This is a genomic window from Nocardioides sp. SR21, from assembly GCF_022761125.1.
Classification (GTDB): Bacteria; Actinomycetota; Actinomycetes; order Propionibacteriales; family Nocardioidaceae; genus Nocardioides.
Genome location: NZ_JAKWJR010000002.1, coordinates 77,570 through 98,844 on the forward strand (window position 1 = coordinate 77,570; position 21,275 = coordinate 98,844).

22 protein-coding genes and 2 tRNA genes are annotated in these 21,275 nt (G+C 71.6%); 16 read left to right on the forward strand and 8 right to left on the reverse strand.

Annotation, left to right across the window (positions count from 1 at the left end; genetic code table 11):
• The first annotated feature begins 15 nt into the window (after nt 1–15).
• Nucleotides 16–1,071, forward strand: coding sequence for a response regulator transcription factor (locus MJ604_RS03655; protein ID WP_243056938.1), 1,056 nt, complete (start codon nt 16–18; stop codon nt 1,069–1,071).
• Between the two features lie 319 nt (nt 1,072–1,390).
• Here the strand turns inward: MJ604_RS03655 and MJ604_RS03660 are convergent, their stop codons facing one another.
• From MJ604_RS03660 to MJ604_RS03675, 4 genes are all read right to left on the reverse strand, one after another.
• Nucleotides 1,391–2,113, reverse strand: a complete 723-nt coding sequence (locus MJ604_RS03660) for a hypothetical protein (protein ID WP_243056939.1) — start codon at nt 2,111–2,113, stop codon at nt 1,391–1,393.
• Nucleotides 2,114–2,143: 30 nt separating this feature from the next.
• Nucleotides 2,144–3,571 carry a glycosyltransferase gene (locus tag MJ604_RS03665; protein ID WP_243056940.1) on the reverse strand — a complete coding sequence of 476 codons (1,428 nt, stop codon included), beginning with the start codon at nt 3,569–3,571 and terminating at the stop codon, nt 2,144–2,146.
• A 178-nt stretch (nt 3,572–3,749) separates the two neighbouring features.
• Nucleotides 3,750–3,983: an acyl-CoA carboxylase subunit epsilon gene (locus MJ604_RS03670; protein WP_243056941.1), complete on the reverse strand. Its 234-nt coding sequence runs from the start codon at nt 3,981–3,983 to the stop codon at nt 3,750–3,752.
• Nucleotides 3,980–5,563: an acyl-CoA carboxylase subunit beta gene (locus MJ604_RS03675; protein ID WP_243057377.1), complete on the reverse strand. Its 1,584-nt coding sequence runs from the start codon at nt 5,561–5,563 to the stop codon at nt 3,980–3,982. Before MJ604_RS03675 ends, MJ604_RS03670 begins: the two co-directional genes overlap by 4 nt.
• Nucleotides 5,564–5,668: 105 nt before the next feature.
• Between MJ604_RS03675 and MJ604_RS03680 the strand changes: the two genes are divergently transcribed.
• The 7 genes from MJ604_RS03680 to MJ604_RS03710 all read left to right on the forward strand — a co-directional run bounded on the left by MJ604_RS03680 (nt 5,669) and on the right by MJ604_RS03710 (nt 10,785).
• Nucleotides 5,669–6,469 (forward strand): biotin--[acetyl-CoA-carboxylase] ligase, encoded by an 801-nt coding sequence (locus MJ604_RS03680; protein WP_243057378.1) that lies wholly within the window; start codon nt 5,669–5,671, stop codon nt 6,467–6,469.
• A gap of 25 nt (nt 6,470–6,494) precedes the next feature.
• The gene (locus MJ604_RS03685; RefSeq protein ID WP_243056942.1) at nt 6,495–6,998 is read left to right on the forward strand and encodes a PH domain-containing protein; all 504 of its coding nucleotides are present in this window, start codon (nt 6,495–6,497) and stop codon (nt 6,996–6,998) included.
• Nucleotides 6,985–7,944: an adenylate/guanylate cyclase domain-containing protein gene (locus MJ604_RS03690; RefSeq protein ID WP_243056943.1), complete on the forward strand. Its 960-nt coding sequence runs from the start codon at nt 6,985–6,987 to the stop codon at nt 7,942–7,944. Before MJ604_RS03685 ends, MJ604_RS03690 begins: the two co-directional genes overlap by 14 nt.
• Nucleotides 7,945–8,018: 74 nt before the next feature.
• Entirely contained in the window at nt 8,019–8,330 is a 312-nt protein-coding gene (locus MJ604_RS03695) for a winged helix-turn-helix domain-containing protein (protein WP_243056944.1), read from the forward strand.
• The gene (locus tag MJ604_RS03700; protein WP_243056945.1) at nt 8,293–9,483 is read left to right on the forward strand and encodes a 5-(carboxyamino)imidazole ribonucleotide synthase; all 1,191 of its coding nucleotides are present in this window, start codon (nt 8,293–8,295) and stop codon (nt 9,481–9,483) included. The genes MJ604_RS03695 and MJ604_RS03700 overlap by 38 nt, the downstream gene beginning before the upstream one ends.
• Before the next feature lies 1 nt (nt 9,484).
• Entirely contained in the window at nt 9,485–9,994 is a 510-nt protein-coding gene (gene purE / locus MJ604_RS03705) for a 5-(carboxyamino)imidazole ribonucleotide mutase (protein ID WP_243056946.1), read from the forward strand.
• Nucleotides 9,995–10,218: 224 nt separating this feature from the next.
• Nucleotides 10,219–10,785, forward strand: a complete 567-nt coding sequence (locus MJ604_RS03710; protein WP_243056947.1) for a histidine phosphatase family protein — start codon at nt 10,219–10,221, stop codon at nt 10,783–10,785.
• Here MJ604_RS03710 and MJ604_RS03715 read toward each other — a convergent pair.
• On the reverse strand, nt 10,766–11,023 hold the full coding sequence (locus tag MJ604_RS03715) for a hypothetical protein (RefSeq protein WP_243056948.1): 258 nt from the start codon (nt 11,021–11,023) through the stop codon (nt 10,766–10,768). The two genes, MJ604_RS03710 and MJ604_RS03715, sit on opposite strands and share 20 nt — an antisense overlap.
• Nucleotides 11,024–11,053: 30 nt before the next feature.
• Nucleotides 11,054–11,392 (reverse strand): DUF2568 domain-containing protein, encoded by a 339-nt coding sequence (locus tag MJ604_RS03720; RefSeq protein ID WP_243056949.1) that lies wholly within the window; start codon nt 11,390–11,392, stop codon nt 11,054–11,056.
• Between the two features lie 23 nt (nt 11,393–11,415).
• On the opposite strand from MJ604_RS03720, the gene MJ604_RS03725 reads away from it, so the two are divergent.
• The 8 genes from MJ604_RS03725 (at nt 11,416) to MJ604_RS03760 (ending at nt 18,059) form a co-directional block, all read left to right on the forward strand.
• The gene (locus MJ604_RS03725) at nt 11,416–12,282 is read left to right on the forward strand and encodes an alpha/beta hydrolase (protein WP_243056950.1); all 867 of its coding nucleotides are present in this window, start codon (nt 11,416–11,418) and stop codon (nt 12,280–12,282) included.
• A 12-nt stretch (nt 12,283–12,294) separates the two neighbouring features.
• Nucleotides 12,295–12,792: a ribose-5-phosphate isomerase gene (locus tag MJ604_RS03730; RefSeq protein WP_243056951.1), complete on the forward strand. Its 498-nt coding sequence runs from the start codon at nt 12,295–12,297 to the stop codon at nt 12,790–12,792.
• Nucleotides 12,785–13,621 carry an Fpg/Nei family DNA glycosylase gene (locus MJ604_RS03735; RefSeq protein ID WP_243056952.1) on the forward strand — a complete coding sequence of 279 codons (837 nt, stop codon included), beginning with the start codon at nt 12,785–12,787 and terminating at the stop codon, nt 13,619–13,621. The genes MJ604_RS03730 and MJ604_RS03735 overlap by 8 nt, the downstream gene beginning before the upstream one ends.
• A gap of 28 nt (nt 13,622–13,649) precedes the next feature.
• A complete protein-coding gene (locus tag MJ604_RS03740; RefSeq protein ID WP_243056953.1) occupies nt 13,650–14,711 on the forward strand; it encodes a PP2C family protein-serine/threonine phosphatase in 1,062 nt (353 codons plus the stop codon).
• Nucleotides 14,712–14,749: 38 nt separating this feature from the next.
• Nucleotides 14,750–14,823, forward strand: a tRNA-Gly gene (locus tag MJ604_RS03745).
• 45 nt (nt 14,824–14,868) lie between these two features.
• Nucleotides 14,869–14,944 (forward strand) — tRNA-Pro (locus MJ604_RS03750).
• Nucleotides 14,945–15,083: 139 nt separating this feature from the next.
• The gene (gene tig / locus MJ604_RS03755) at nt 15,084–16,445 is read left to right on the forward strand and encodes a trigger factor (RefSeq protein WP_243056954.1); all 1,362 of its coding nucleotides are present in this window, start codon (nt 15,084–15,086) and stop codon (nt 16,443–16,445) included.
• Nucleotides 16,446–16,523: 78 nt separating this feature from the next.
• Nucleotides 16,524–18,059, forward strand: coding sequence for a serine/threonine-protein kinase (locus MJ604_RS03760; protein ID WP_243056955.1), 1,536 nt, complete (start codon nt 16,524–16,526; stop codon nt 18,057–18,059).
• A 22-nt stretch (nt 18,060–18,081) separates the two neighbouring features.
• Here the strand turns inward: MJ604_RS03760 and MJ604_RS03765 are convergent, their stop codons facing one another.
• Nucleotides 18,082–20,130: a transglutaminase domain-containing protein gene (locus MJ604_RS03765; RefSeq protein WP_243056956.1), complete on the reverse strand. Its 2,049-nt coding sequence runs from the start codon at nt 20,128–20,130 to the stop codon at nt 18,082–18,084.
• A complete protein-coding gene (locus MJ604_RS03770; protein WP_243056957.1) occupies nt 20,127–21,275 on the reverse strand; it encodes a DUF58 domain-containing protein in 1,149 nt (382 codons plus the stop codon). The genes MJ604_RS03765 and MJ604_RS03770 overlap by 4 nt, the downstream gene beginning before the upstream one ends.

Here is a 21,275-nt window from a genome sequence, read left to right on the forward strand (position 1 = left end):
GTTAACATCTGCCACATGCAACCTGGCAGCGACTGGGTGGCCGTCATCATCGAGGACGACCCCGACGTGCGCGATCTCATCGACATCGTGCTGACCCAGTCCGGATTCCGTACTGTCGTGACCGAGAACGGTCCCGCCGGTGTGGAAGCCGTTCGTGAGCACAACCCGCTGGTCACCACGCTCGACGTGAACATGCCCGGGATGGACGGCTTCGCGGTCGCCAAGCGGCTGCGGGAGTTCAGCAGCACGTACCTGATCATGATCACCGCGCTCGCCGACGAGATCGACGTCGTGCAGGGCTTCGAGGCCGGCGCGGACGACTACCTGGTCAAGCCGTTCCGGCCGCGCGAGCTGCGCGCCCGGGCCGACTCGATGCTGCGCCGCCCGCGTGCTCGCTACGACTCGCCGACCGGCTGGGTCGAGACCGACGAGCCGCAGCCGATGCAGGAGGAGCCTCGCGAGGAGTCGTGGGCCGCGGTCGCCGCACGCGACCTGGCCGCGAACGCGCCGGTCGCGCCCCTGCACGCCGAGCCCCGGTACGCCGAGCCGCAGTACCAGCAGCCTCCGCCGCCCGTGCCGCAGCCGGCGCAGTCGATCCAGCAGCCGGTCCAGCCCATCCAGCAGCCCGCGCCGGTTGCCCAGCCGGTGGCCCAGCCGGTGGCCCAGCCCGCGCCGCAGCCGGTGGTCCCGTCGCAGCCCGTGTACGTCGACCACGCGGCGCCCGGTGCGCCCGAGGTCCAGGGCGGCTGGGTCCGCTTCAACGGCCTGGCGCTCAACGGCGAGACCCGGATGGTCACCGTCAACGGCGCCGCCGTCGACCTCACCCGCACCGAGTTCGACCTGCTCGCGTCGCTGCTCAGCACCGGCCGCCGCGTGCGCAGCAAGGCCGACCTGGTGCTGACGATGCGCGGTCAGCAGTACGTCACGTCGTACTTCGTCAACGAGGCCGACAAGCGGTCCGTCGAGGTGCACATCGCGAACCTGCGTCGCAAGATCGGTGACGACGCTGGCACCCCGAAGTTCATCGAGACGGTGCGCGGCGTCGGCTACCGGCTCGCCGACGCCGCCTAGCTCGGCCTCGGTGGCCGAGTAGCGAGCGCCAGCGAGCGTTGTCCTCGGTGGTCGAGCAGCGAGCGCCAGCGAGCGTCTCCTCGGTGGTCGTCTCCTCGGTGGTCGAGTAGCGAGCGCCAGCGAGCGTATCGAGACCACCGTTGCGATCTCGATACGCCGGTCGCGAGCTCGTTCCTCGCTCGCGCGGCTACTCGAGACCCACTGTTGCGATCTCGATACGCCGGTCGCGAGCTCGTCCCTCGCTCGCGCGGCTACTCGATCTGGCTGCCGGGTCCCGGCCTTCGCAAGCTCAGGCCGGGGCAGCTCAGGCCGGGGCAGCTCAGTTCGCGTTGACCGGGATCGACTCGGCCACCGTGGGCGTGTCGCTCGGGAAGATCGCGATCGGGACCGTCTGCTTGATGACCTTCTTGTAGTACTTGTTCGACCCGGCGCGCTCCTCGATCCACACGGTGGCCGCGAAGTGCAGGTCGATGCCCTTGGTGTCCTTCGAGGTCGGCCGGATCGCCTGGTTGCGCAGCTCGAAGGCACCCTTCGGCGAGGTGATGAGCATGCCGTACTTGTTCGACAGCGGCTCCGGGTCGAAGGTGACGTTCTTGGCGATCGCGTCCAGCGCGTAGGGCTCCTCGGAGCTCGTGCCGCCGCCGACCAGCTTCACCGTCGAGGTGACCTGCATGCGGTCCAGCCACACCTTGCGCTTGGTCTTGAACGGGTCGCGGATCTCCTGGTCCAGGTCGTAGGCCTGGAACGTGAAGGAGAAGTACTTCTTGCCCTTCGGGTACCACTCGTTGGTCCGCGGCGTCGACTTCGTCGGGTACAGCGTGTAGACGAAGTCCATCCCGTTGACGTCGATGTGCGACTGGAACGTGCCGTCGCGGGTGAACTGCGACTCGTACGGCGTGGGTGCCGCGCTCGGCGTCGCCGAGGACGACGCCGACGGTTCGTCGGAGCTGCTGGTCAGGTTGTCGATGGCCGAGCAGCCGGTGAGGGCCGTCATCGCGGCGATCAGGGCAGCCGTCGCCACGGCGACGCGAGTGCGGATCATGGGTCTTCTCCTGGGGAAGGGACGTGAGGGTCAGGCCTTGAAGCCGCGGTAGCGGCGCATGACCTTGATCAGCATCCACGCGGTCTGGAGCACGGTGATGACGCCGAGGATCGGCCAGCCGACGGCCAGCAGGTCCGACTGGAGCGAGATGGGCAGCTGGACCCAGATCGCGGCGGACGCGGCGAACGCGATCGCCAGGGCGAGGAAGGGGTACATCCACGCGATGCCCTTGCCGCGCTCGGCCTTGGCCTGGGCCGCCCAGTTGTCGGTCTGCTGGCGGCTGAAGAACTTCAGCCAGGCGCGCACGAAGTGGCCCATCCGGATCCACATGTACAGCTCGGCGGGGAACAGCAGCAGCGCGAACAGGTAGTCGCGCTTGTTCACGAACTCCATCGATCTCGCGACCCGGAAGTTCAGCAGGATCGCCGCGGCCGGCGGGATCAGCCACCAGCCGCTGAACACGAACGCGCTGATGCTCAGCGAGCCGGCGAGCAGCAGCAGGAACATGAAGCGGGTGATGATGTTGATGACCATCGACATGTGCTCGAACCAGCGCAGGCGCAGGTTCGGGTGGAACGGCTGGCCCTTGGTGTCGCCGCGCTGGCCCGGCCACATCAGGTCGATGGCGCCGAAGTTCCACTTCACCTGCTGGGCGTCCAGCGAGCGGAGCGTGGTCATGCCACCGACGTGGGCGCGGGCCCGCGCGCTGATCTTGGTGAGGTAGCCGGCGCTCTTGATCTGCAGCGAGAGCAGGGAGTCCTCGACCTCGCTGTCGTTGACCCACGGCGTGCGCTGGTGGCTGTCGCGCAGCACGTCGCGCAGCGCCTTGGTCGAGAAGATCGAGAACTGGCCACCGAGGACCGCCATGTTGCGGCCCTTCAGCAGGTTCTGCATGTTGAACGCGGAGAACTGCGCGCGCTGACCGGCGATCAGGAACTTCGGCACGACGCCGTCGAGGGCACTGTCGTCGATCGAGTAGATCGCGGAGATGCCGCCGATCCGGTCGTCGCTCGAGATCTCGCCGACGAGGTGCTCGACGGCGTCCGGCTCCGGCGTGGTGTCGCCGTCGACGCCGAGCAGGTAGTCCATGTGCTCGACGAGGGAGTAGCCGTAGTTGAGCGCGCCGACCTTCTTGTCGGGGTTCTTGCCGATGTCGTGGACGTAGACGATCGTGCTCTGCTCACCGGTCGCGGTCATCCGCGTGTGCGGGCCGGCGTAGTGGCTGGCGATCTCGACCGAGTCGTCGGAGGTGTTGTTGACGATCAGGTGGATGACGTCGGGCAGGCGCGTCTGCTGCAGCAGCGAGTCGAGCACGCCGGCGATGGTCTCCGCCTCGTTGTACGCGGGGATGATGCACCCGACGGTGGGGCGGTACGTCGGCAGGGCCTCGATCTCGTCGTAGGGCTCCGGCGCGTACTGATCCGCAGTGCGGATGAACTCCTCGCGATTGGTGTCCATGTGCTGCGCTGTCACCAACTTCTCCCATCAGGGGTGCGTCAACTGATACGCACCAGCCTGGGCGAGTGGGATCAAGCCGACACACCGAGAACGCCAAAGATTCCCCAAAGATCTTGCGGGGTGAAGTCTAGACCACCGGTGCTGTTACGCCTGTGACAGGAGTCGATTCTTGAGGCTTCTAGCGAGGAAGCCCGCTGGAGCGCCAGCCGCCCGGTCCGTGGGGAAGCGTCCGCCGCACCTTGCGGTGGTGCGCGCTCCACTCGGCGGTACGCCGCGGCGGCGCCTCCTCGGCCGGCCTCAGGGAGCCGAGCACGGCCACCAGTGCCGCGACCTCCTCCGGGGTCGCGTCGCCGCGGACCACCCGGAGGAACGGCTTCCCCTGCTCGCTGGGCTGGTTCTCGGCGTCGCTCACAGCGGGATGTTCCCGTGCTTCTTGGCCGGCAGGATCTCGCGCTTGGAGCGCAGCAGCCGCAGGGAGCGGACCACCTCGACGCGGGTCTCGTGCGGCGAGATCACCGCGTCGACGTACCCGCGCTCGGCGGCGATGTAGGGGTTGGCGAGCGTGGTCTCGTACTGGTCGATCAGCTCGGCGCGGCGGGACTCGACGTCACCACCGTCGTCCTGGATCGCCTTCAGCTCCTTGCGGTACACGATGTTCGCCGCGCCCTGCGCGCCCATCACCGCGATCTGCGCGGTCGGCCACGCGACGTTGATGTCGGCGCCGAGGTGCTTGGAGCCCATCACGTCGTACGCGCCGCCGTACGCCTTGCGGGTGATGACGGTGATCAGCGGGACGGTGGCCTCGGCGTAGGCGTAGATGAGCTTCGCGCCGCGGCGGATGATGCCGTTCCACTCCTGGTCGGTGCCGGGCAGGAAGCCGGGGACGTCGACGAACGTCAGGACCGGGATGTTGAAGGCGTCGCAGAAGCGGACGAAGCGCGCGGCCTTCTCGGAGGCGTCGATGTCGAGGGTGCCGGCGAACTGCATCGGCTGGTTGGCCACGACGCCGACCGAGCGGCCCTCGACGCGGCCGAAGCCGACGATGATGTTCGGCGCGAACAGCTCCTGGACCTCGAGGAACTCCTGGTCGTCCAGCACGGTCGTGATCACGTCGTGCATGTCGTAGGGCTGGTTCGGCGAGTCCGGGATGATCGTGTCCAGCGCCCGGTCGAGGTCCGAGAAGTCGGTGTCCGCCGGGTCGTCGTACGTCGGCGACTCGTCGAGGTTGTTCTGCGGGAGGTACGACAGCAGCGCCTTGACGTACTCGATCGCGTCCTCCTCGTCCGAGCCCATGTAGTGGGCGTTGCCGGACTTGGTGTTGTGCGTACGCGCGCCGCCGAGGTCCTCCATCGAGACGTCCTCGCCGGTGACGGTCTTGATGACGTCGGGGCCGGTGATGAACATGTTCGAGGTGCCGTCGACCATCACGGTGAAGTCGGTGACCGCGGGGGAGTAGACGTGGCCGCCCGCGCAGGAGCCCATGATCATCGAGATCTGCGGGATCACGCCGGAGGCGTGGACGTTGCGGCGGAAGATCTCGCCGTACAGGCCGAGCGAGACGACGCCCTCCTGGATGCGGGCGCCGGCGCCCTCGTTGATGCCGATGATCGGGCAGCCGGTCTTGATCGCGAGGTCCATGACCTTGGTGATCTTCTCGCCGTAGACCTCGCCCAGCGAGCCGCCGAAGACCGTGAAGTCCTGGGAGAACACGCAGACCTGACGGCCGTCGATGGTGCCGTAGCCGGTCACCACGCCGTCGCCGTACGGGCGGTTCTTCTCCAGGCCGAACGCCGTGGAGCGGTGCCGCGCGAGCTCGTCGAGCTCGACGAACGAGCCCTCGTCGAAGAGCAGCTCGATGCGCTCGCGGGCGGTCTTGCGGCCCTTGGCGTGCTGCTTCTCGACCGCCTTGGCGGAGCCGGCGTGCACTGCCTCGTCCAGTCGCCGGTCCAGGTCGGCGAGCTTGCCCGCCGTCGTGTGGATGTCTGCCGGAATCTGGGGGGCCTGCGGAACTTCGGTTCCCTCGCCGGGCTGCGCACTCATTCAGGGGCTCCTTGCTGGCACTTGTCTGGACCGTGGGTCAATGTAGTCCCCGTGATCATGGATCTCTCGCGGCGCCCAGCACTCGACCGCCCCGCCCTCGCCGCGCTCGCCCCCGACCTGCAGGTCGAGGTGCTCGACACGACGACCTCGACGAACGCCGTCGCCGCCGAGCGCGCCCGCGCCGGTGCGCCCGAGGGACTCGTCGTGGTGGCCGAGCACCAGACGGCCGGCCGGGGCCGGCTGAACCGCACGTGGGAGACGCCGGCGCGCTCGGCGCTGACGTTCTCCCTGGTGCTCCGCCCGGAGGTCGCGCCGGCGGACTGGCCGTGGCTGCCGCTGCTGACCGGCCACGTCGTCGCGAAGACGCTGCGCGCGGCGGGGTACGACGCGGGCGTGAAGTGGCCCAACGACGTGCTGCTCGGCGACCAGAAGATCGCCGGCATCCTGCTCGAGCGGGTGGAGACCGACACCGGGCCCGCCGCGGTGGTCGGGGTCGGGCTCAACGTCTCGCTGACCGCCGAGGAGCTCCCGGTGCCGACCGGGACGTCGCTGCTGCTGGCCTCCGGTGCCGCGCCGGACCGCACCGCGCTGCTCGTCTCCCTGCTCGGCTCGCTGCGCGAGGCGTACGACGCCTGGCAGGCGGGCGGCCCCGACGCGACGGCCCGGCTGCGGTCGTCGTACGTCGCCGCCTGCGTGACGATCGGGCGCGAGGTGCGCGTCGAGATGCCGAGCGGCGAACCGCTGACCGGGCGCGCCGCCGGCGTCGACGCGAGCGGGCGGCTGGTGGTCGCCGGGGCGACCGGGGAGACGGTCGTGGGCGCGGGCGACGTCGTGCACGTCCGAGCGACCGATCAGTGACCTGATTTAGTGTCATAGTTCACCCGTGGCCATCTCCAACAAGCTCCTGAACCCGGGCGAGAAAGTCATCATCGACACCCGGACGCACGTCAAGGCCCTCCTGTGGCCCCTGGTCTGCCTGGTCGTGCTGCTCGCGGTGGGCACCTACTCGGAGGTGTCGCTCGACAACCGCACGTTCAAGTGGGTGATCTGGGCGGTGCTCGCCGTCGGCATCGTCTGGTTCGTGCTGAAGCCGCTGGTGATGTGGGCGACCGCGACGTACACGTTCACCGACCGCCGGCTCATCACGCGCAGCGGCGTGATCGTCCGGCGTGGCCACGACATGCCGCTGGCCCGGATCAGCGACATCGCCTACGAGTTCGGTCCGATCGACCGGCTGCTCGGCTGCGGGACGCTGGTGATCTCCGACGCCAGCACCCACGGCCAGATCGAGCTGCACGACATCCCGCAGGTCGAGGACGTCCAGCGCAAGGTCAACGAGCTCCTGCTGCAGTCGCACGGCACCCCAGGCGGACATGAAGGGGTCTGACACCCCGGACGAATCGGAGCCCGCGGTCCTCGGCGAGCCCCCGGTCTTCAACGCCTTCGACATCTCGGAGAAGACTGGCGTGGACATCGACGAGGCGCGCCGGCTCTGGCGCGCTCTCGGCTTCCCGACGACCGGGCTCGAGGCGGCGTTCTCGCCGGCCGACGCCGAGGCGCTGACGACGATCCACGAGATCGTCGACTCCGGCCTGATCGACCTCGACACCGCGGTGAACCTGACCCGCGGCGTCGGGCAGACGATGGCCCGGCTCGCCGACTGGGAGGTCGCGTCGCTGTCGCAGGTCATCGACGAGCAGGACGCCACCGCGACCGGTGACCTGCTGCGGGTGCTCGACGAGATGGGCCGGCCGTTCGAGCGGCTGCTGATCTACGCCTGGCGCCGGCACCTGGCCGCCGCGGCCGCCCGTGTCCAGGCGCTGCGCGCCAACGAGGAGGACCTCAACACCGTCCAGCTGACCGTCGGGTTCGCCGACATCGTCAGCTTCACCGCGCTGTCGAACCGGCTCAGCGAGGAGCGGATCGGCGACCTCGTCGAGCTGTTCGAGTCGCGCTGCTCCGACGTGGTGTCGTCCCAGCACGGGCGGGTGATCAAGAGCATCGGGGACTCGGTGCTGTTCGTGAACGACGACCCGATCCGCGCCTACGACACCGCCGACGGGATCATCAACGTCGTCGGCCGCGACTCGCGGATGCCCGACGTCCGCGTCGGCCTGGCCAGCGGTTCGGTCGTGATGCGTCTCGGCGACGTGTTCGGGCCTCCGGTGAACCTCGCGGCCCGCCTCACCGCGGTCGCGCGGCGCAACCGGATGATCATCGACGCGGCGACCGCGGAGCTGCTTCCGTCGGACGAGTTCGAGACCCGGCGACTGCCCGGGCGCCCGGTCCGCGGCTTCGGCGTGGTCGAGCCCGTCGCCGTACGCAGGATTTAGTATCCGCTGCCCCCGAAAGTAAAATTCCTGCCGGTAGTTCACCACGAGGTGCCTCGCGTTCCTACCTTGTGAAGATGATCGAGGTGCAGGACGTACGGCTCGATCCCGAGACACGCCGGACGTGGCGGGGCTCGGAGGAGGTCGTCCTGTCTCGGAAGGAGTTCGACCTCGTCCAGGCTCTGATGGAACGAGCCGGCGACATCGTGAGCCGTGACGAGCTGATGAGGGACGTGTGGCACACGTCGTTCTGGACGTCGTCGAAGACCATCGACGTCCATCTGGGCTGGGTCCGCCGCAAGCTCGGCGACGACAGCAGGCACCCGCGGCTGATCACCACGATCCGTGGTCATGGGCTGCGGTTCGAGACCGAGGACCACACCACCTAGAGTCTGCGTCGTGCTTGCACCGACTCTCGCCGTCATCGGCGGCGGCCAGCTGGCCCGGATGATGGCGGAGCCCGCTGCCGCCCTGGGGCTCCCGCTGCGCCTGCTCGCCGAGGCCGACGGCGTGTCCGCGGCCCAGGTGATCCCCGACCAGCTGGTCGGCGACTACCGCTCGCTCGACCTGCTGCGTGAGGTCACCGCCGGTTGCGCGGTGGTGACGTTCGACCACGAGCACGTGCCGACCGAGCACCTGCACGCGCTGGAGGCCGACGGCATCGCCGTACGCCCCGGGCCGGACGCGCTGGTGCACGCCCAGGACAAGGGCGTCATGCGCGCGCGGCTGGCGGAGCTCGGCGTCCCGTGCCCGCGCAACGCGATCGTCTCGTCGGTCGCCGACGTCGAGGAGTTCGGCTTCCCGTGCGTCCTCAAGACCACGCGCGGCGGGTACGACGGCAAGGGCGTGTGGTTCGTGCGCTCGGCGTCCGACTGTGCCGACGCCTTCGCGTCCGGCGTCGCGGTGCTCGCCGAGGAGCTCGTCGACTTCCGCCGCGAGCTCTCGGCGCTCGTCGCCCGCTCACCGAGCGGCCAGGCGGCGGCGTACCCCGTCGTCGCCTCGACCCAGAAGGACGGCATCTGCCACGAGGTGATCGCGCCGGCGCCGGACCTGTCGCCGGACCTGGCCGGCGAGGCCCAGGAGATCGCGCTGCGGATCGCCGGCGCGCTCGACGTCACCGGGATCCTCGCGGTCGAGCTGTTCGAGACCAACGACGGACGGATCCTGGTCAACGAGCTCGCGATGCGGCCGCACAACACGGGCCACTGGACGCAGGACGGCGCGGTGACCTCGCAGTTCGAGAACCACCTGCGCGCGGTCCTCGACCTGCCGCTCGGCTCGCCGGCGCCGCGGGCTCGCTGGACCGTGATGGTCAACATCCTCGGCGGTCCTGACGCCTCCGTCGGCAGGCTGTACGACGGCTACCCGCACGCGCTCGCCCGCGATCCGTTCCTGCGCGTGCACCTGTACGGCAAGGAGCTGCGCCCCGGCCGCAAGGTCGGGCACGTGAACGCCTACGGCGACGACCTCGACGACTGCCTCGAGCGCGCGCGGCACGCCGCCGCGTGGTTCCGCGGCGACCTGGGAAACGAGAGTGAGTGACATGACCTCTGTCGGCATCGTGATGGGGTCGGACTCCGACTGGCCGGTGATGAAGGCCGCGTCCGAGGCGCTGGCCGAGTTCGACGTGTCGTTCGAGGCGGACGTCGTCTCGGCGCACCGGATGCCCGAGGAGATGCTGGAGTACGGCCGCACCGCTGCCGACCGTGGGCTGTCGGTGATCATCGCCGGCGCCGGGGGAGCGGCCCACCTGCCCGGCATGCTCGCCGCCGTGACCCCGCTGCCCGTCATCGGCGTACCCGTGCCGTTGAAGTACCTCGACGGCATGGACTCGCTGCTCTCCATCGTCCAGATGCCCGCCGGCGTCCCCGTCGCCACCGTCGCCGTCGGCGGTGCCCGCAACGCCGGCCTCCTCGCCGTCCGCATCCTCGCCGCGACGGATCCTTCGCTGCAGCAACGGATGGTCGAGTTCCAGGCCGCGCTCAAGGCCGCCGCCCAGGAGAAGGGCTCCGTCGTCCGCAACGACTCGGCGGGGCGGCGCGTCGGGTTCTAGGGGTATTCCGACCGAAGTCCGGCAGCAGGACGACCGGCAACACCGACCACGACGGTCGACCACGGCGGACCCGACCACCGCAACCACCTCGCCAGGACCACAGCTTGCGGCGACCCCGGATCCGAGAACCCAGGAACCGGCACCGCCCACGAGCCCACAGGCCGCCAGGTCAACGCGATCCGCTCGGACCGTCGGGCGCCACGTGATGCAGCGGACCGGGTTCAATGGGCAGCGTGAACGAGCTCTGGCTGGTGCGGCACGGCAGGACCGAGTGGAGTGCGGCGGGCAAGCACACGTCGCGGACAGACGTGCCGCTGCTGCCGGAGGGGGAGGACGTCGCGCGGTCGTTGGGACCGCGGCTGGCGGACGTGGGGTTCGTGCAGGTGCTGACCAGCCCCCGGGCCAGGGCGCGGCGGACGGCGGAGCTCGCCGGGTTCGCGGACGCCACCGTCGACGGGGACCTGGTCGAGTGGGACTACGGGGAGTACGAAGGCATCACGACGCCGGAGATCCGGGAGACCGTTCCGGGGTGGACGATCTGGAGCCACCCGGCGCCGGGCGGGGAGACCAGCGATCAGGTGCGGGTGCGGCTCGACCGGGTGGTCGAGAGGGCGCGGAGCGCGGCCGGGCCGACGCTGGCGTTCGGGCACGGCCACGCGCTCCGGGCGCTGGCCGCGCGCTGGCTGGAGCTGCCGGTGGCCGAGGGCCAGCACTTCCAGCTCGACACCGCGACGGTCTCGGTGCTCGGGTGGGAGCACGAGGCGCCGACGATCAGACGCTGGAACGCGTGAGGAACGTCGCGACAGCGGCGGCCGCGGCGGAGGCCGCGGAGAAGACGCTCAGCGTCACCGCGACGCCGAGCCAGAGGCCGACCGACGTCGGCACCGTGCTCGCCTCGACCACGCAGTTCGCGCCACAGGACGTCGACAGGCTCTCCGCGAACCCGTCCGCGTAGAAGTACCAGGCGCCGAGGGCGGGCACGAGGAGCATGACGGAGATGACGGCGTACAGCGCGGCCTTCGTTTCCATGCGCGCACTCTGCCCACGCCGGCCGCCGGGTCAACCCAGCTCGTCGACCAGTCCGGACACGCTCGGCAGCAGCGCGAGTGCGTTGACGACGACGGACAGCACGAGGACGACGACGGCCAGGGTCGGGTAGCCCGCCACCCAGTAGCCGTACGACCCCAGCCCGAAGACCAGGACCTTCACCACCGGCCGGCCGACCGGGTGGCCGAAGCGCGCCTTGGGGGAGGCGAAGAAGTTCCACGCGAGCAGCCCGGCGGCGCCGAGCAGGAAGGACCACAGCAGGCTCGGCAGGCCCCAGACGAAGAGCCCGCCGATGGCGAGCAGCTCGGAGACGAACACGAGCGCGAGAACCGTCCAGCCGAACACCTTCACGGGGGCGACGCTAGCCTGCGCCCATGCTGTTCCCCGAAGCGCGCCGCGCACTGGAGATGTACGCCGCCGAAACCCCGGTGTTCGCCGAGGGCTACGACATCGACGCCGCCCGAGAGCAGGCCCGCGCGATGGCCGCCCAGGAGCCGCGCGAGGACGTCGCCGAGGTCGCGGACGTCGACGCCGACGGCGTACCGGCCCGTCTCTACATCCCGGACGGGGCAGGGGAGACGACGATCGTGCACGCGCACGGCGGCGGCTTCGTGTTCAACGACGTCGAGGTGCACGACGCCAGCGCCCGGCGGCTGGCCAACCGCAGCGGCATGCGGGTGCTGAGCGTCGACTACCGCCGCCCGCCCGAGCACCGGTTCCCGGCCGCGATCGACGACGTCGGCGCGGCGGCCGGCTGGGCCGCGCGCACCCTCGGCGGGCCGCTGCTGGCGCACGGTGACAGCGCCGGCGGCAACCTGGCGCTGGTCGACGCGCTCCGCCACCCGGGGAGGTACGCCGCGGTCGCGCTGATCTACCCGTTCCTCGACCCGACCGCCGGCTTCGACTCGTACCGCACCCACGCCGACGGCTTCGACCCCCGCGAGGGCGCGTGGTACTGGGAGCAGTACGCGACCCCCGCCGACCACACCGACCCCGACCTCGCCCCGCTGCTGTCCGACCGGCTCGGCACCCTGCCGCCGACGCTCGTCGTCACCGCCGAGCACGACCCGCTGCACGGCGAGGGCGAGGAGCTCGCCCGGCGGATGGCGGAGGCGGGCGTCGAGGTCGTGGCGACCCGCTACCTCGGTCAGCTCCACGGCTTCTGGCGGCACCCGCGGGTGTTCCCGTCCGCCGAGCCGCTGATGCGACAGGTCGCCGGGTTCCTGCGGATGTACTGCTGAGAGGATGACGCCATGCGCGTGCACCTCGGCTGCGACCATGCCGGCCTCGATCTCAAGGACCACCTGACCCGCTGGCTCACCGACCACGGCTACGAGCCGGTCGACCACGGCCCGTTCCAGTACGACGCGCTCGACGACTACCCGGTCTTCTGCCTGCGCGCGGCCGAGGGCGTCGCGAAGGACCGCGCCGAAGGCCTCGACAGCCTCGGCGTCGTCATCGGCGGCTCGGGCAACGGCGAGCAGATGGCGGCCAACAAGGTCATCGGCATCCGCTCCGCGCTGGTGTGGTCCGACGAGACCGCGAAGCTCGCCCGCGACCACAACGACGCGAACGTCATCGCGGTCGGCGGCCGGATGCACTCGCTCGAGGACATGACCCGCTTCGTCGAGATCTTCCTCGCCGAGCCGTTCAGCAACGACGAGCGGCACGTGCGTCGCATCGGCCTGATGTCGGACTACGAGCTGACCCGCGTCCTGCCGCCGCTGCCGGCGTCGGCGACCGATGCCTGAGGGACACACCCTTCACCGGCTCGCGGACCAGCTGACCGCCACCTTCGGTGGCCGGCCGGTGCGCGCCGGAAGTCCGCAGGGTCGGTTCGCCGACTCCGCGGCGCTCGTCGACGGCCAGGTGCTGCTCGGTGCCGAGGCCTGGGGCAAGCAGCTGTTCATCGCGTTCGACGGCGGCCGGTTCGTGCACGTCCACCTGGGCCTGTACGGCAAGTTCGACGTGTACGACGCTGTCGCCGACGTACCGCCGCCGGTCGGCCAGGTCCGGCTCCGCCTCATCGGGGAGCGCGCCTACGCCGACCTGCGCGGCGCGACGACCTGCGCCCTGGTGACCCGCGAGCAGCGGGACGCGGTGGTCGCCCGCTCGGGGCCGGACCCGCTGCGCGACGACGCCGACCCGGACCTGGCGTGGCAGCGGATCCGCCGCAGCCGCGCCCCGATCGGCGGGCTGTTGATGCAGCAGGAGGTGCTGGCCGGCGTCGGGAACGTGTATCGGGCCGAGCTGCTGTTCCGGCACCGGATCGACCCGATGCGGCCCGGCAGCACCCTGCGGGTCGGCCAGTGGCAGGCGATGTGGGACGACCTCGTCGTCCTGATGCGCGAGGGCGTGCGCACCGGTCGGATCGACACCGTCCGTCCCGAGCACCTGCCCGAGGCGATGGGCCGGCCCCCGCGCCGCGACGACCACGGTGGCGAGGTGTACGTGTACCGCCGCAACGGGCAGGCCTGCCACGTCTGCGGCACCACGATCAGGACGACCGAGCTCCAGGCGCGAAACCTGTTCTGGTGCCCCCGATGTCAACGTCGGTTCCGGTCGCGAGCACTACAGTGAGCGGACCCGAGCCCGAGGACCGACCCCGATGAGTGCACGCCCCATCCGCCGGTTGACCGGTCACCGGATGTCGCCACAGCAGCGCACGCTGCTGTGGCTCTGCGTGCTCACGGTCGCGCTCACCGCCCTGGTGCTGATCTGGCCGGCGACCGCGCCGCTCACCGTGCTGATGGTGCCGCTGCTGCTCGGCAGCCTGCTGCTCGGGCCGCGTGAGCTGCCGTGGTTCGTGGTGCTGGTGATGGTCTGCCTGATGGCGAGCATCACCGCCCAGGACAGGATCACCTCCCGGACCGTGCTCGCGATCAGCGTGCTGTTCCTGCTCTGCTTCATCGTGCTGGTCACGTCGTTCCGCCGATCGAGGCTCGGCGTCGGCGGCGTGATGGGCGAGTCGATGTTCATCGACCTGCGCGACCGGATCCTCAGCCAGGGCGCCGTACCCGACCTCGGTGACGGGTGGATGGTCCAGGGCGCCCTGCGCTCGGCGGGAGGCACGCCGTTCGCCGGCGACTTCGTGGTCTCCACGCGACCTCGGCACCGCAACAGCTACGAGCTCGTCGTCGTCGACGTCTCCGGCAAGGGCGAGCAGGCCGGGACGCGCGCCCTCCTGCTGTCCGGTGCGTTCGGCGGCCTGATCGGCGCGCTGGCGCCGGGGGAGTTCCTGCCCGCCGCGAACGACTACCTGCTGCGCCAGGACTGGGACGAGGGCTTCGCGACCGCGATCCACCTCTCCCTGGACCTGGACACCGGGGCGTTCGAGCTCCGGATGGCCGGGCACCCGCCGGCCGCCCAGCGCGACGCCGGCTCCGGTCGCTGGACCGTCCACGAGGGCGAGGGCCCGGTGCTCGGGCTGATCGAGGACGCCGAGTTCCGGACGGTGTCCGGGGTGCTGCGGCGCGGTGACGCGCTGATGCTCTACACCGACGGGATGGTCGAGACCCCGCGACGTGACATCGGCCTCGGCATCGACCGGATGCTCGGCCAGGCGGAGGGGCTGCTGCGCGGCGACTTCGACGGCGGCGCGGACCGGCTCGTCGACGCGCTCGGGTCGGAGAACGACGACCGTGCGCTGGTGCTGGTGCATCGCCGCTGACCTGCTTGTGGCACCATGACACCCGCGCTTCGGCGCACGCGGATGTAGCTCAATGGTAGAGCCCCAGTCTTCCAAACTGGCTACGCGGGTTCGATTCCCGTCATCCGCTCCAAGCAGGGTCCGGGCCGCGCGCCGCGCGGGCCGGCACCCCGTTTGGCGGGGCGTAGCGTAGTGGCTAGCGCGCCTGCTTTGGGAGCAGGAGATCGCAGGTTCGAGTCCTGTCGCCCCGACCACCGTTCTCCCACGGTCGAGAGCGATTGTGAGTGCGTGTCGGGCGGGAAGTAGGCTGCCCTGAGGCTTCCGGGACGGATCGCGTTCTCGCGTCCGGGCCCCGATCCACCCACCATCATCTCGAACAGTAGGAGAAGACCTGTGAAGAGCGCCGTCGAGACCTTGAGCCCGACCCGGGCCAAGCTGACCGTCGAGGTGCCCTTCGAGGAGCTCAAGCCGAGCCTCGACGCGGCGTACAAGAAGATTGCCCAGCAGATCAACGTCCCCGGCTTCCGCCGCGGCAAGGTCCCGCCGGCGGTCATCGACCGCCAGGTCGGTCGCCCCGTCGTCCTCGACGAGGCGGTGAACGAGGTCATCCCGAAGAAGTACGTCGAGGCGCTCCAGGAGCACTCCCTGACCCCGCTGGCCCAGCCGGACATCGAGGTCACGAAGTTCGAGGACAACGAGACCCTCGAGTTCACCGCCGAGGTCGAGATCCGTCCCGAGGTCACGCTGCCGTCGTACGAGGGCGTCGAGGCCAAGGTCGACGACATCGAGCTGAGCGACGCGGACGTCGAGGAGCAGGTCGAGGCGCTGCGTGAGCGGTTCGCCACCCTGAGCGACGTCGAGCGCGCCGCCGCCGACGGCGACTTCGTCGTGCTGGACCTCAAGGCCACCCGCGACGGCGAGGCCATCGACGGCGCCGAGGTCGCGGGCATGTCCTACAAGGTCGGCCGCGGCGGCATGCTCGACGGTCTCGACGAGGCGCTGGTCGGCATGTCGGCCGGCGAGGAGAAGACCTTCACCTCGCAGCTGGTGGGCGGCGACCTGGTCGGCGAGGACGTCGAAGTCGTCGTCAGCGTCAGCCAGGTCCAGGAGCAGGAGCTCCCCGCGCTGGACGACGAGTTCGCGCAGATGGCCTCGGAGTTCGACACCGTCGGCGAGCTGACCGACGACGTGCGCGAGCGCCTCGGCCGGGGCAAGCGCCTCGAGCAGGCCGCGGCCGCCCGTGACGCCGTTCTCGAGGTGCTCCTCGAGAAGGTCGAGATCCCGCTGCCCGAGACCGTCGTCACCGACGAGCTCAACGCCCGCCGCCAGAACATCGAGCAGCAGCTCATGTACGCCGGCCTCACCATGGACAAGTACCTCGAGGACGAGGGCCAGACCCTGGAGGAGTTCGAGGCCGACCTCGAGCGCCGGGTCCGCGACGCCGTCGCGGCGCAGTTCATCCTCGACGAGGTCGCCAAGGTCGAGGAGTTCGGCATCGACCAGGCCGAGCTCTCCGAGCACCTCGTGCGCCGCGCCCAGCAGTCCGGTCAGGACCCGCAGGAGTTCGCGAACCACATGTTCGAGCACAACCACATCCCGGACCTGGTCCAGGAGATCCTGCGTGGCAAGGCGCTGGCGAAGATCGTCGAGTCGGCCGTCGTCAAGGACGCGTCGGGCAACGTGGTCGAGCTGAAGAACCTGCGCCCCGACGGCACCATCGGTGAGCCCGAGGCCGAGGAGAAGACCGAGGAGTGATCCCCTGGTCCTGGGTAGGGCTACTGCCCAGGACCAGATCAGGAGTGATCCGCCCTGGTCCTGGGTAGTAGCCCAGGCATGACCAGGCACTCCGGGGTGGTCGGCAGCGAGGACGCTGCCTGGCGACCGCATCCGGAACCACACAACGAGCCCACGGAGTCGCTCGCCGGGTACGACCACCTCACGGAGGTCGGCCGTGGCGGCGACTCCGTGGTGTTTCGTGCCCGGGACGTCGCGATGCGCCGCGACGTCGCGATCAAGGTGCTGCAGACCGACGACCCGCGGGCCGTCGCCCGGTTCCGCCGGGAGATCGAGATCACCGTCCAGCTCGGCCGGCAGCACCCGAACATCGTCAACATCCTGACCACCGGGACGACCGACTCCGGTCACCCCGCGATCGTCATGGACTTCTACGAGAGCGGGTCGCTGCACGACCGGCTCCGGTCCCACGGCCCCCTGCCGGTCGACGAGGTCGCGACGATCGGCGAGGTGCTCGCCGACGCGCTCGCCTTCGCCCACCGCCACGGCGTCCTGCACCGCGACGTGAAGCCGCAGAACGTGCTGGTCCTGCCCACGTCGTGGGTGCTGGCGGACTTCGGAATCGCCAGGCTCGTGGACTCCGAGCACACCTCGACCGTCGAGACGTTCACCTACCGGCACGCGTCGCCGCAGATCCTCGACGGCCAGCCGCCGACCGAGGCCGACGACCTGTGGTCGCTGGGGTCCACGCTCTACACGCTGGTCGACGGGCGCCCGCCGTTCGCGAGCGACGACCCGGACGACGACTCGGCGCTGGCCTACCTGCGCCGGGCCCGCACCGAGCCGCACCGGCCGCTGACGGGTGCGGACCGGCTCGCGGAGGTCGTCGACCGCTGCCTCACCAAGGACGTCGAGTCCCGCTGGTCGTCGGCCGCCGAGCTCCGCGACGCGCTGGCCGCCCTCCGGGTGACCGCCTGGCAGCCGGGCGAGCCGCAGCCGGAGCTGCCGCCGGTGCAGCCCGACCCGGTCGCGCTGTCGGTGCTGGCGCACGCGCCGCGCGAGGTCCCCGACGAGGCGCCGACCGGCACCCGCCCGCCGGAGCCGCTCGAGCCGCCGCCGACACCCCCGCCGCCGGTCGCGCCGGTCGCCGAGCCCGAGGAGCGCGGCGGCGGTCGCCGCAAGGCGGTGCTGATCGGGCTGGGCTGCGTCGCACTCCTGGCCGGGTCGGTCCTCGGCATCGCGGGCGCCGCGCTCCGCGGGGACGACGACCCCGCCGCGGACCCGCCTGCCGCCGACCTCGGTGGCGCGATCGACTCGCTCCCGGCGATGCCGCGCGAGTCCGGTGATCCGCAGCTGGACCGCACCGACCCCCAGCTGGCCTTCGACCTGCTGTCGTTGCGCAGCGACGGGACATCGGTCGCGGTGAAGTGGAACGACCTGGCCGACGGCGAGGTGAAGTACGTCCTGGCGCAGACCCGGCCGGCCAAGACCTGGGTCGACGAGTTCCCGGCCGACACGACCGAGGCGACCGTGCCGTTCGTCGTGCACAGCGGGGAGCGGTCCTGCTTCGTGATGACCGTGGTGATGCCGGACCTCAGCATCGGGATGACGAGGCCGCGTTGCGTCACGGGCTAGGCGCTCGCCAGTCACCGGCACGTCAGCGGCGCAGCACCCGCGGGTCGAAGTGCCACCACCAGCGGCGCCACCGTGGGACGGTCGCGCGGGCGGCCCGCCGGACCTCACGCACCTCGGTGGCCGGGCGGTCCAGCACCGCCGTACCCGCCGGGCCGAAGGCCGCGCGCTCGGCGCGGGAGGCCACCTCGGACGCGCCGGTGGTGCCGAACCACTGGTCGGCGCGGGCCGCGACCTGGGGCGCGGTCGCCCACGACGGCGGCGGCTCGCCGGCCAGGACCAGCGCGTCGTAGACCTCGGCCCAGGCCCCGGTCGCGCCGCGGCGGCGGTGCCGCAGGGTGCGGGCCAGGCGGGCACACCCCAGCAGGAGCAGGGGTACGGCGACCAGCGCGACCCCTGACGCCACCAGCACCCAGGTCGGCAGGCCGAGGCCGGCGTCGGCGGCCCGTTCGACGGGCGGCGGCTCGGCGACCGGGGCCGGCTCGGCGGAGGACTCGGCGGGTGCGGGCTCCACGTCCGGCGCCTCCGCGAGCTGCGGTCGGCCCTGGGTGAACGTGTCGTCGTTCGGCGTCGGCGCGAACGGCACCCAGCCGAGCCGCTGGAAGTAGACCTCCGGCCAGGCGAGCGCGTCGCGGCCGCGGATCACGCGGGTGCTGCCATCGGGCTCCCGGTCGCCCGGCCGGAACCCGACCACCAGCCGCGTCGGCAGACCGGCGCGGCGGGCGAGCAGCGCGAACGCGGTCGCGAACTGCTCCGAGGTGCCGACCTGGTCGCCGGGCTCGGTGCCGACGAGGAACCGCTCGATCCGCCAGAACGCCGAGCCCGAGATCGCGCGCGGCGAGAGCCGCCGGCCCTCGCGCACCGCGGCCTCGATCGCCAGCGCCCGCACGTACGGTCCGCCGTCGGGGGTCACGCGGTCGGCGTACGCCGCGAGCTCGCCGGTCAGCTGGGGCTGGTCGAGGTAGTCCAGCGCGGGGCCGCTGGTCGGCACCGTCGCGCCGACCAGGTCGGCCGGGTCGGGCTCGTCCGCGACGCCGGTGACCTCGTAGGTCGTGTCCGGCTCGGGGTCCGGGTCGTGCAGGGTGCCGGTCGAGACGTCGACGAGGGCGTCCGGCTCGGTGACCTCGACCGGGTCGCCGGGCGAGGGCAGCCAGCTGCCGCCGAGGCCGGCGAACGTCACCTCGACGGTCGCGGTGCGCCGCCGGTCGCCGGTGAGCGGGGTGTCGACCGCGGTGCCGAACGGCGCGTAGCGGGTGGCCGCGCGCCACTGCGCGCCGTCGTACTCGTCGAGGGTGACCAGCCGCAGGGGGACGGCGTCGCCGCGCACCAGGAGCAGCTCGTCGTCGGGGTTGGCGGCCCAGGCGCCGAGCTGCGGCAGGGGGCTCGAGGTCTCGATCACGGTGACGGGCGGGTCGACGACCGTGCGCGGGTCGAACGCGCTGTTCGCGGGCACCAGCGCGACCGATGCCAGCCCGCCGACGAGCACGACCAGGGCCGGCGCGGCGACGAGCAGCCGGCGTCGCGACGGCTCGGTGTGCTCGTCGAGCAGCACCCAACCGAGCACGGCGAGCACGACCAGCAGCACCGCGAGGATGCCCCACGGATCGCCGTCGCCGGTCGTGAGCAGCGCGGCCGCGACGTACAGGACGACGGCGGCGGCCACCGGACCGACGCGGGTGCGGCTCTCGGCGCGCAGGCCCGCGAAGAGCGAGACCAGGCCGGTGAGCAGGACGACCGGGGCGAGGAGGTCGGCGCGCAGGGCGTACGGCTGCGGCGCGGTCAGCAACAGCGGCACCGAGTCGGTGACGGTGCCGCGCAGCGACGTGTCGCTGCGCGCGGACATGAGGTACGCCGTCAGCACCAGCAGCAGCGCCAGGACCGTGGACGCGGCCCAGCGGGAGACGCCGAGCGCGACCACGCTGCGCAGCAGCAGCATCGGGACCAGGGCCGCGACGAGCAGCAGCACGACCGGTTGCCAGCCGCCCCAGGCCGCGGCCAGCGAGATCGCTCCGATCGAGACCAGCCCGGCGGCCCAGGCGGTGAGCAGCCAGGGGTTCCGGGACGTCGAGCTCATCGGGCCGCCGCTTCGTCCCAGGCCGCGGCGAGGGACAGCGACCCGGCGCCGCGCAGCAGCAGCACGCCCGCGCGCTGCTCGGCCGCGACCAGCGGCAGCGGGTCGACGACCGCGACCACGCGGGTGGCGGCCTCGCCGAGCAGCAGGCCCAGCTCGTGCCGGTCGGCCTCGGCGCCGGTGACCACGACCGCGATGTCCTGGCCGGGCGGCAGGTCGTGCGGCGCGGGGCCGGGGCCGGTCTCGTCGATCTCGGCGAGCAGCCACTCCAGGTCGTGCGCCTCGCGCTGGGGCAGGCGGGTCGGAGACCCGGGCACCACCACGCCGTGCCGGCCGCTGACGGTGCGGAACCGCAGCGGGTAGCCGCTGTCGACGGTCACCCGGCACAGCGCGGCGGCGAGCTCGACGGCCTCCTCGAACGGCTCGCCCGGCCCCGCGTAGCTCGCGGCCCGGTCGTCGAGCAGCACGCACACCTGGGGCTCGGCCGGGTCGGCGTCCTCGCGGACCATCAGCGTGCCGGTGCGGGCGCTGGTCGGCCAGTGCAGCCGGCGCAGGTCGTCGCCCATGGCGTACTCGTGGAGACCGACCAGGTCGGTGCCGCCGTACTCCAGGCTGAGATCGCTGCCGGCCGGTGCGTGCCGGTGGCCGGCCATCAGGCTGCCCAGCGGGATCCGGCGCGGCAGCACGCGGACCTGCTCGACCCGGCCCGTCTCGGTCGAGGAGGCAGCCATGCCGGCGAGGCCGTAGCGGCGCAGGTGCACCGGGCCGACCGGCAGCAGGCCCCGGCGCGGGGTGGGGATCGGGTAGGTCACCGCGACGGTCGCGGAGCCCGGCGTCTCCGGGAGCTCGACCGGGACCAGCATGCCGTCGACCTCGTCCATCGCGTCGAAGCGGACCAGCCCGCGGCGCCGGCGGCCGGTGAGCGTGAGGGTGCCCGTGCACGGCTCGTGGCGTACGACGACCGTCGGGCTGACCTCGCGGAGCACGGCGACGTCGGACGTGGCGAGCACCGAGACGACCTCGGCCACCACGATCACGAGCAGCGCGCCACCCAGGCCGGCCACCAGCGGGTAGTGCCAGGCCAGGCCGGCGACGACGAGGAGGACGCCGAGGAGCGAGGTCGCCCACCCGCGCGCGGTCAGGGGCAT

Bases quoted from the DNA above. Each gene is read 5' to 3' on its own strand.
- MJ604_RS03655 (WP_243056938.1), top strand. From the start codon at position 16: ATGCAACCTGGCAGCGACTGGGTGGCCGTCATCATCGAGGACGACCCC.
- MJ604_RS03725 (WP_243056950.1), top strand. From the start codon at position 11,416: ATGCTGTTCCCCGAAGCGCGCCGCGCACTGGAGATGTACGCCGCCGAA.
- MJ604_RS03760 (WP_243056955.1), top strand. From the start codon at position 16,524: ATGACCAGGCACTCCGGGGTGGTCGGCAGCGAGGACGCTGCCTGGCGA.
- MJ604_RS03710 (WP_243056947.1), top strand. From the start codon at position 10,219: ATGGGCAGCGTGAACGAGCTCTGGCTGGTGCGGCACGGCAGGACCGAG.
- purE (WP_243056946.1), top strand. From the start codon at position 9,485: ATGACCTCTGTCGGCATCGTGATGGGGTCGGACTCCGACTGGCCGGTG.
- MJ604_RS03730 (WP_243056951.1), top strand. From the start codon at position 12,295: ATGCGCGTGCACCTCGGCTGCGACCATGCCGGCCTCGATCTCAAGGAC.
- MJ604_RS03770 (WP_243056957.1), bottom strand. From the start codon at position 21,275: ATGCCCCTGACCGCGCGCGGGTGGGCGACCTCGCTCCTCGGCGTCCTC.
- MJ604_RS03695 (WP_243056944.1), top strand. From the start codon at position 8,019: ATGATCGAGGTGCAGGACGTACGGCTCGATCCCGAGACACGCCGGACG.
- MJ604_RS03690 (WP_243056943.1), top strand. From the start codon at position 6,985: ATGAAGGGGTCTGACACCCCGGACGAATCGGAGCCCGCGGTCCTCGGC.
- MJ604_RS03700 (WP_243056945.1), top strand. From the start codon at position 8,293: ATGGGCTGCGGTTCGAGACCGAGGACCACACCACCTAGAGTCTGCGTC.
- MJ604_RS03715 (WP_243056948.1), bottom strand. From the start codon at position 11,023: ATGGAAACGAAGGCCGCGCTGTACGCCGTCATCTCCGTCATGCTCCTC.
- MJ604_RS03740 (WP_243056953.1), top strand. From the start codon at position 13,650: ATGAGTGCACGCCCCATCCGCCGGTTGACCGGTCACCGGATGTCGCCA.
- MJ604_RS03735 (WP_243056952.1), top strand. From the start codon at position 12,785: ATGCCTGAGGGACACACCCTTCACCGGCTCGCGGACCAGCTGACCGCC.
- MJ604_RS03765 (WP_243056956.1), bottom strand. From the start codon at position 20,130: ATGAGCTCGACGTCCCGGAACCCCTGGCTGCTCACCGCCTGGGCCGCC.
- MJ604_RS03665 (WP_243056940.1), bottom strand. From the start codon at position 3,571: ATGGACACCAATCGCGAGGAGTTCATCCGCACTGCGGATCAGTACGCG.
- MJ604_RS03660 (WP_243056939.1), bottom strand. From the start codon at position 2,113: ATGATCCGCACTCGCGTCGCCGTGGCGACGGCTGCCCTGATCGCCGCG.
- MJ604_RS03680 (WP_243057378.1), top strand. From the start codon at position 5,669: ATGGATCTCTCGCGGCGCCCAGCACTCGACCGCCCCGCCCTCGCCGCG.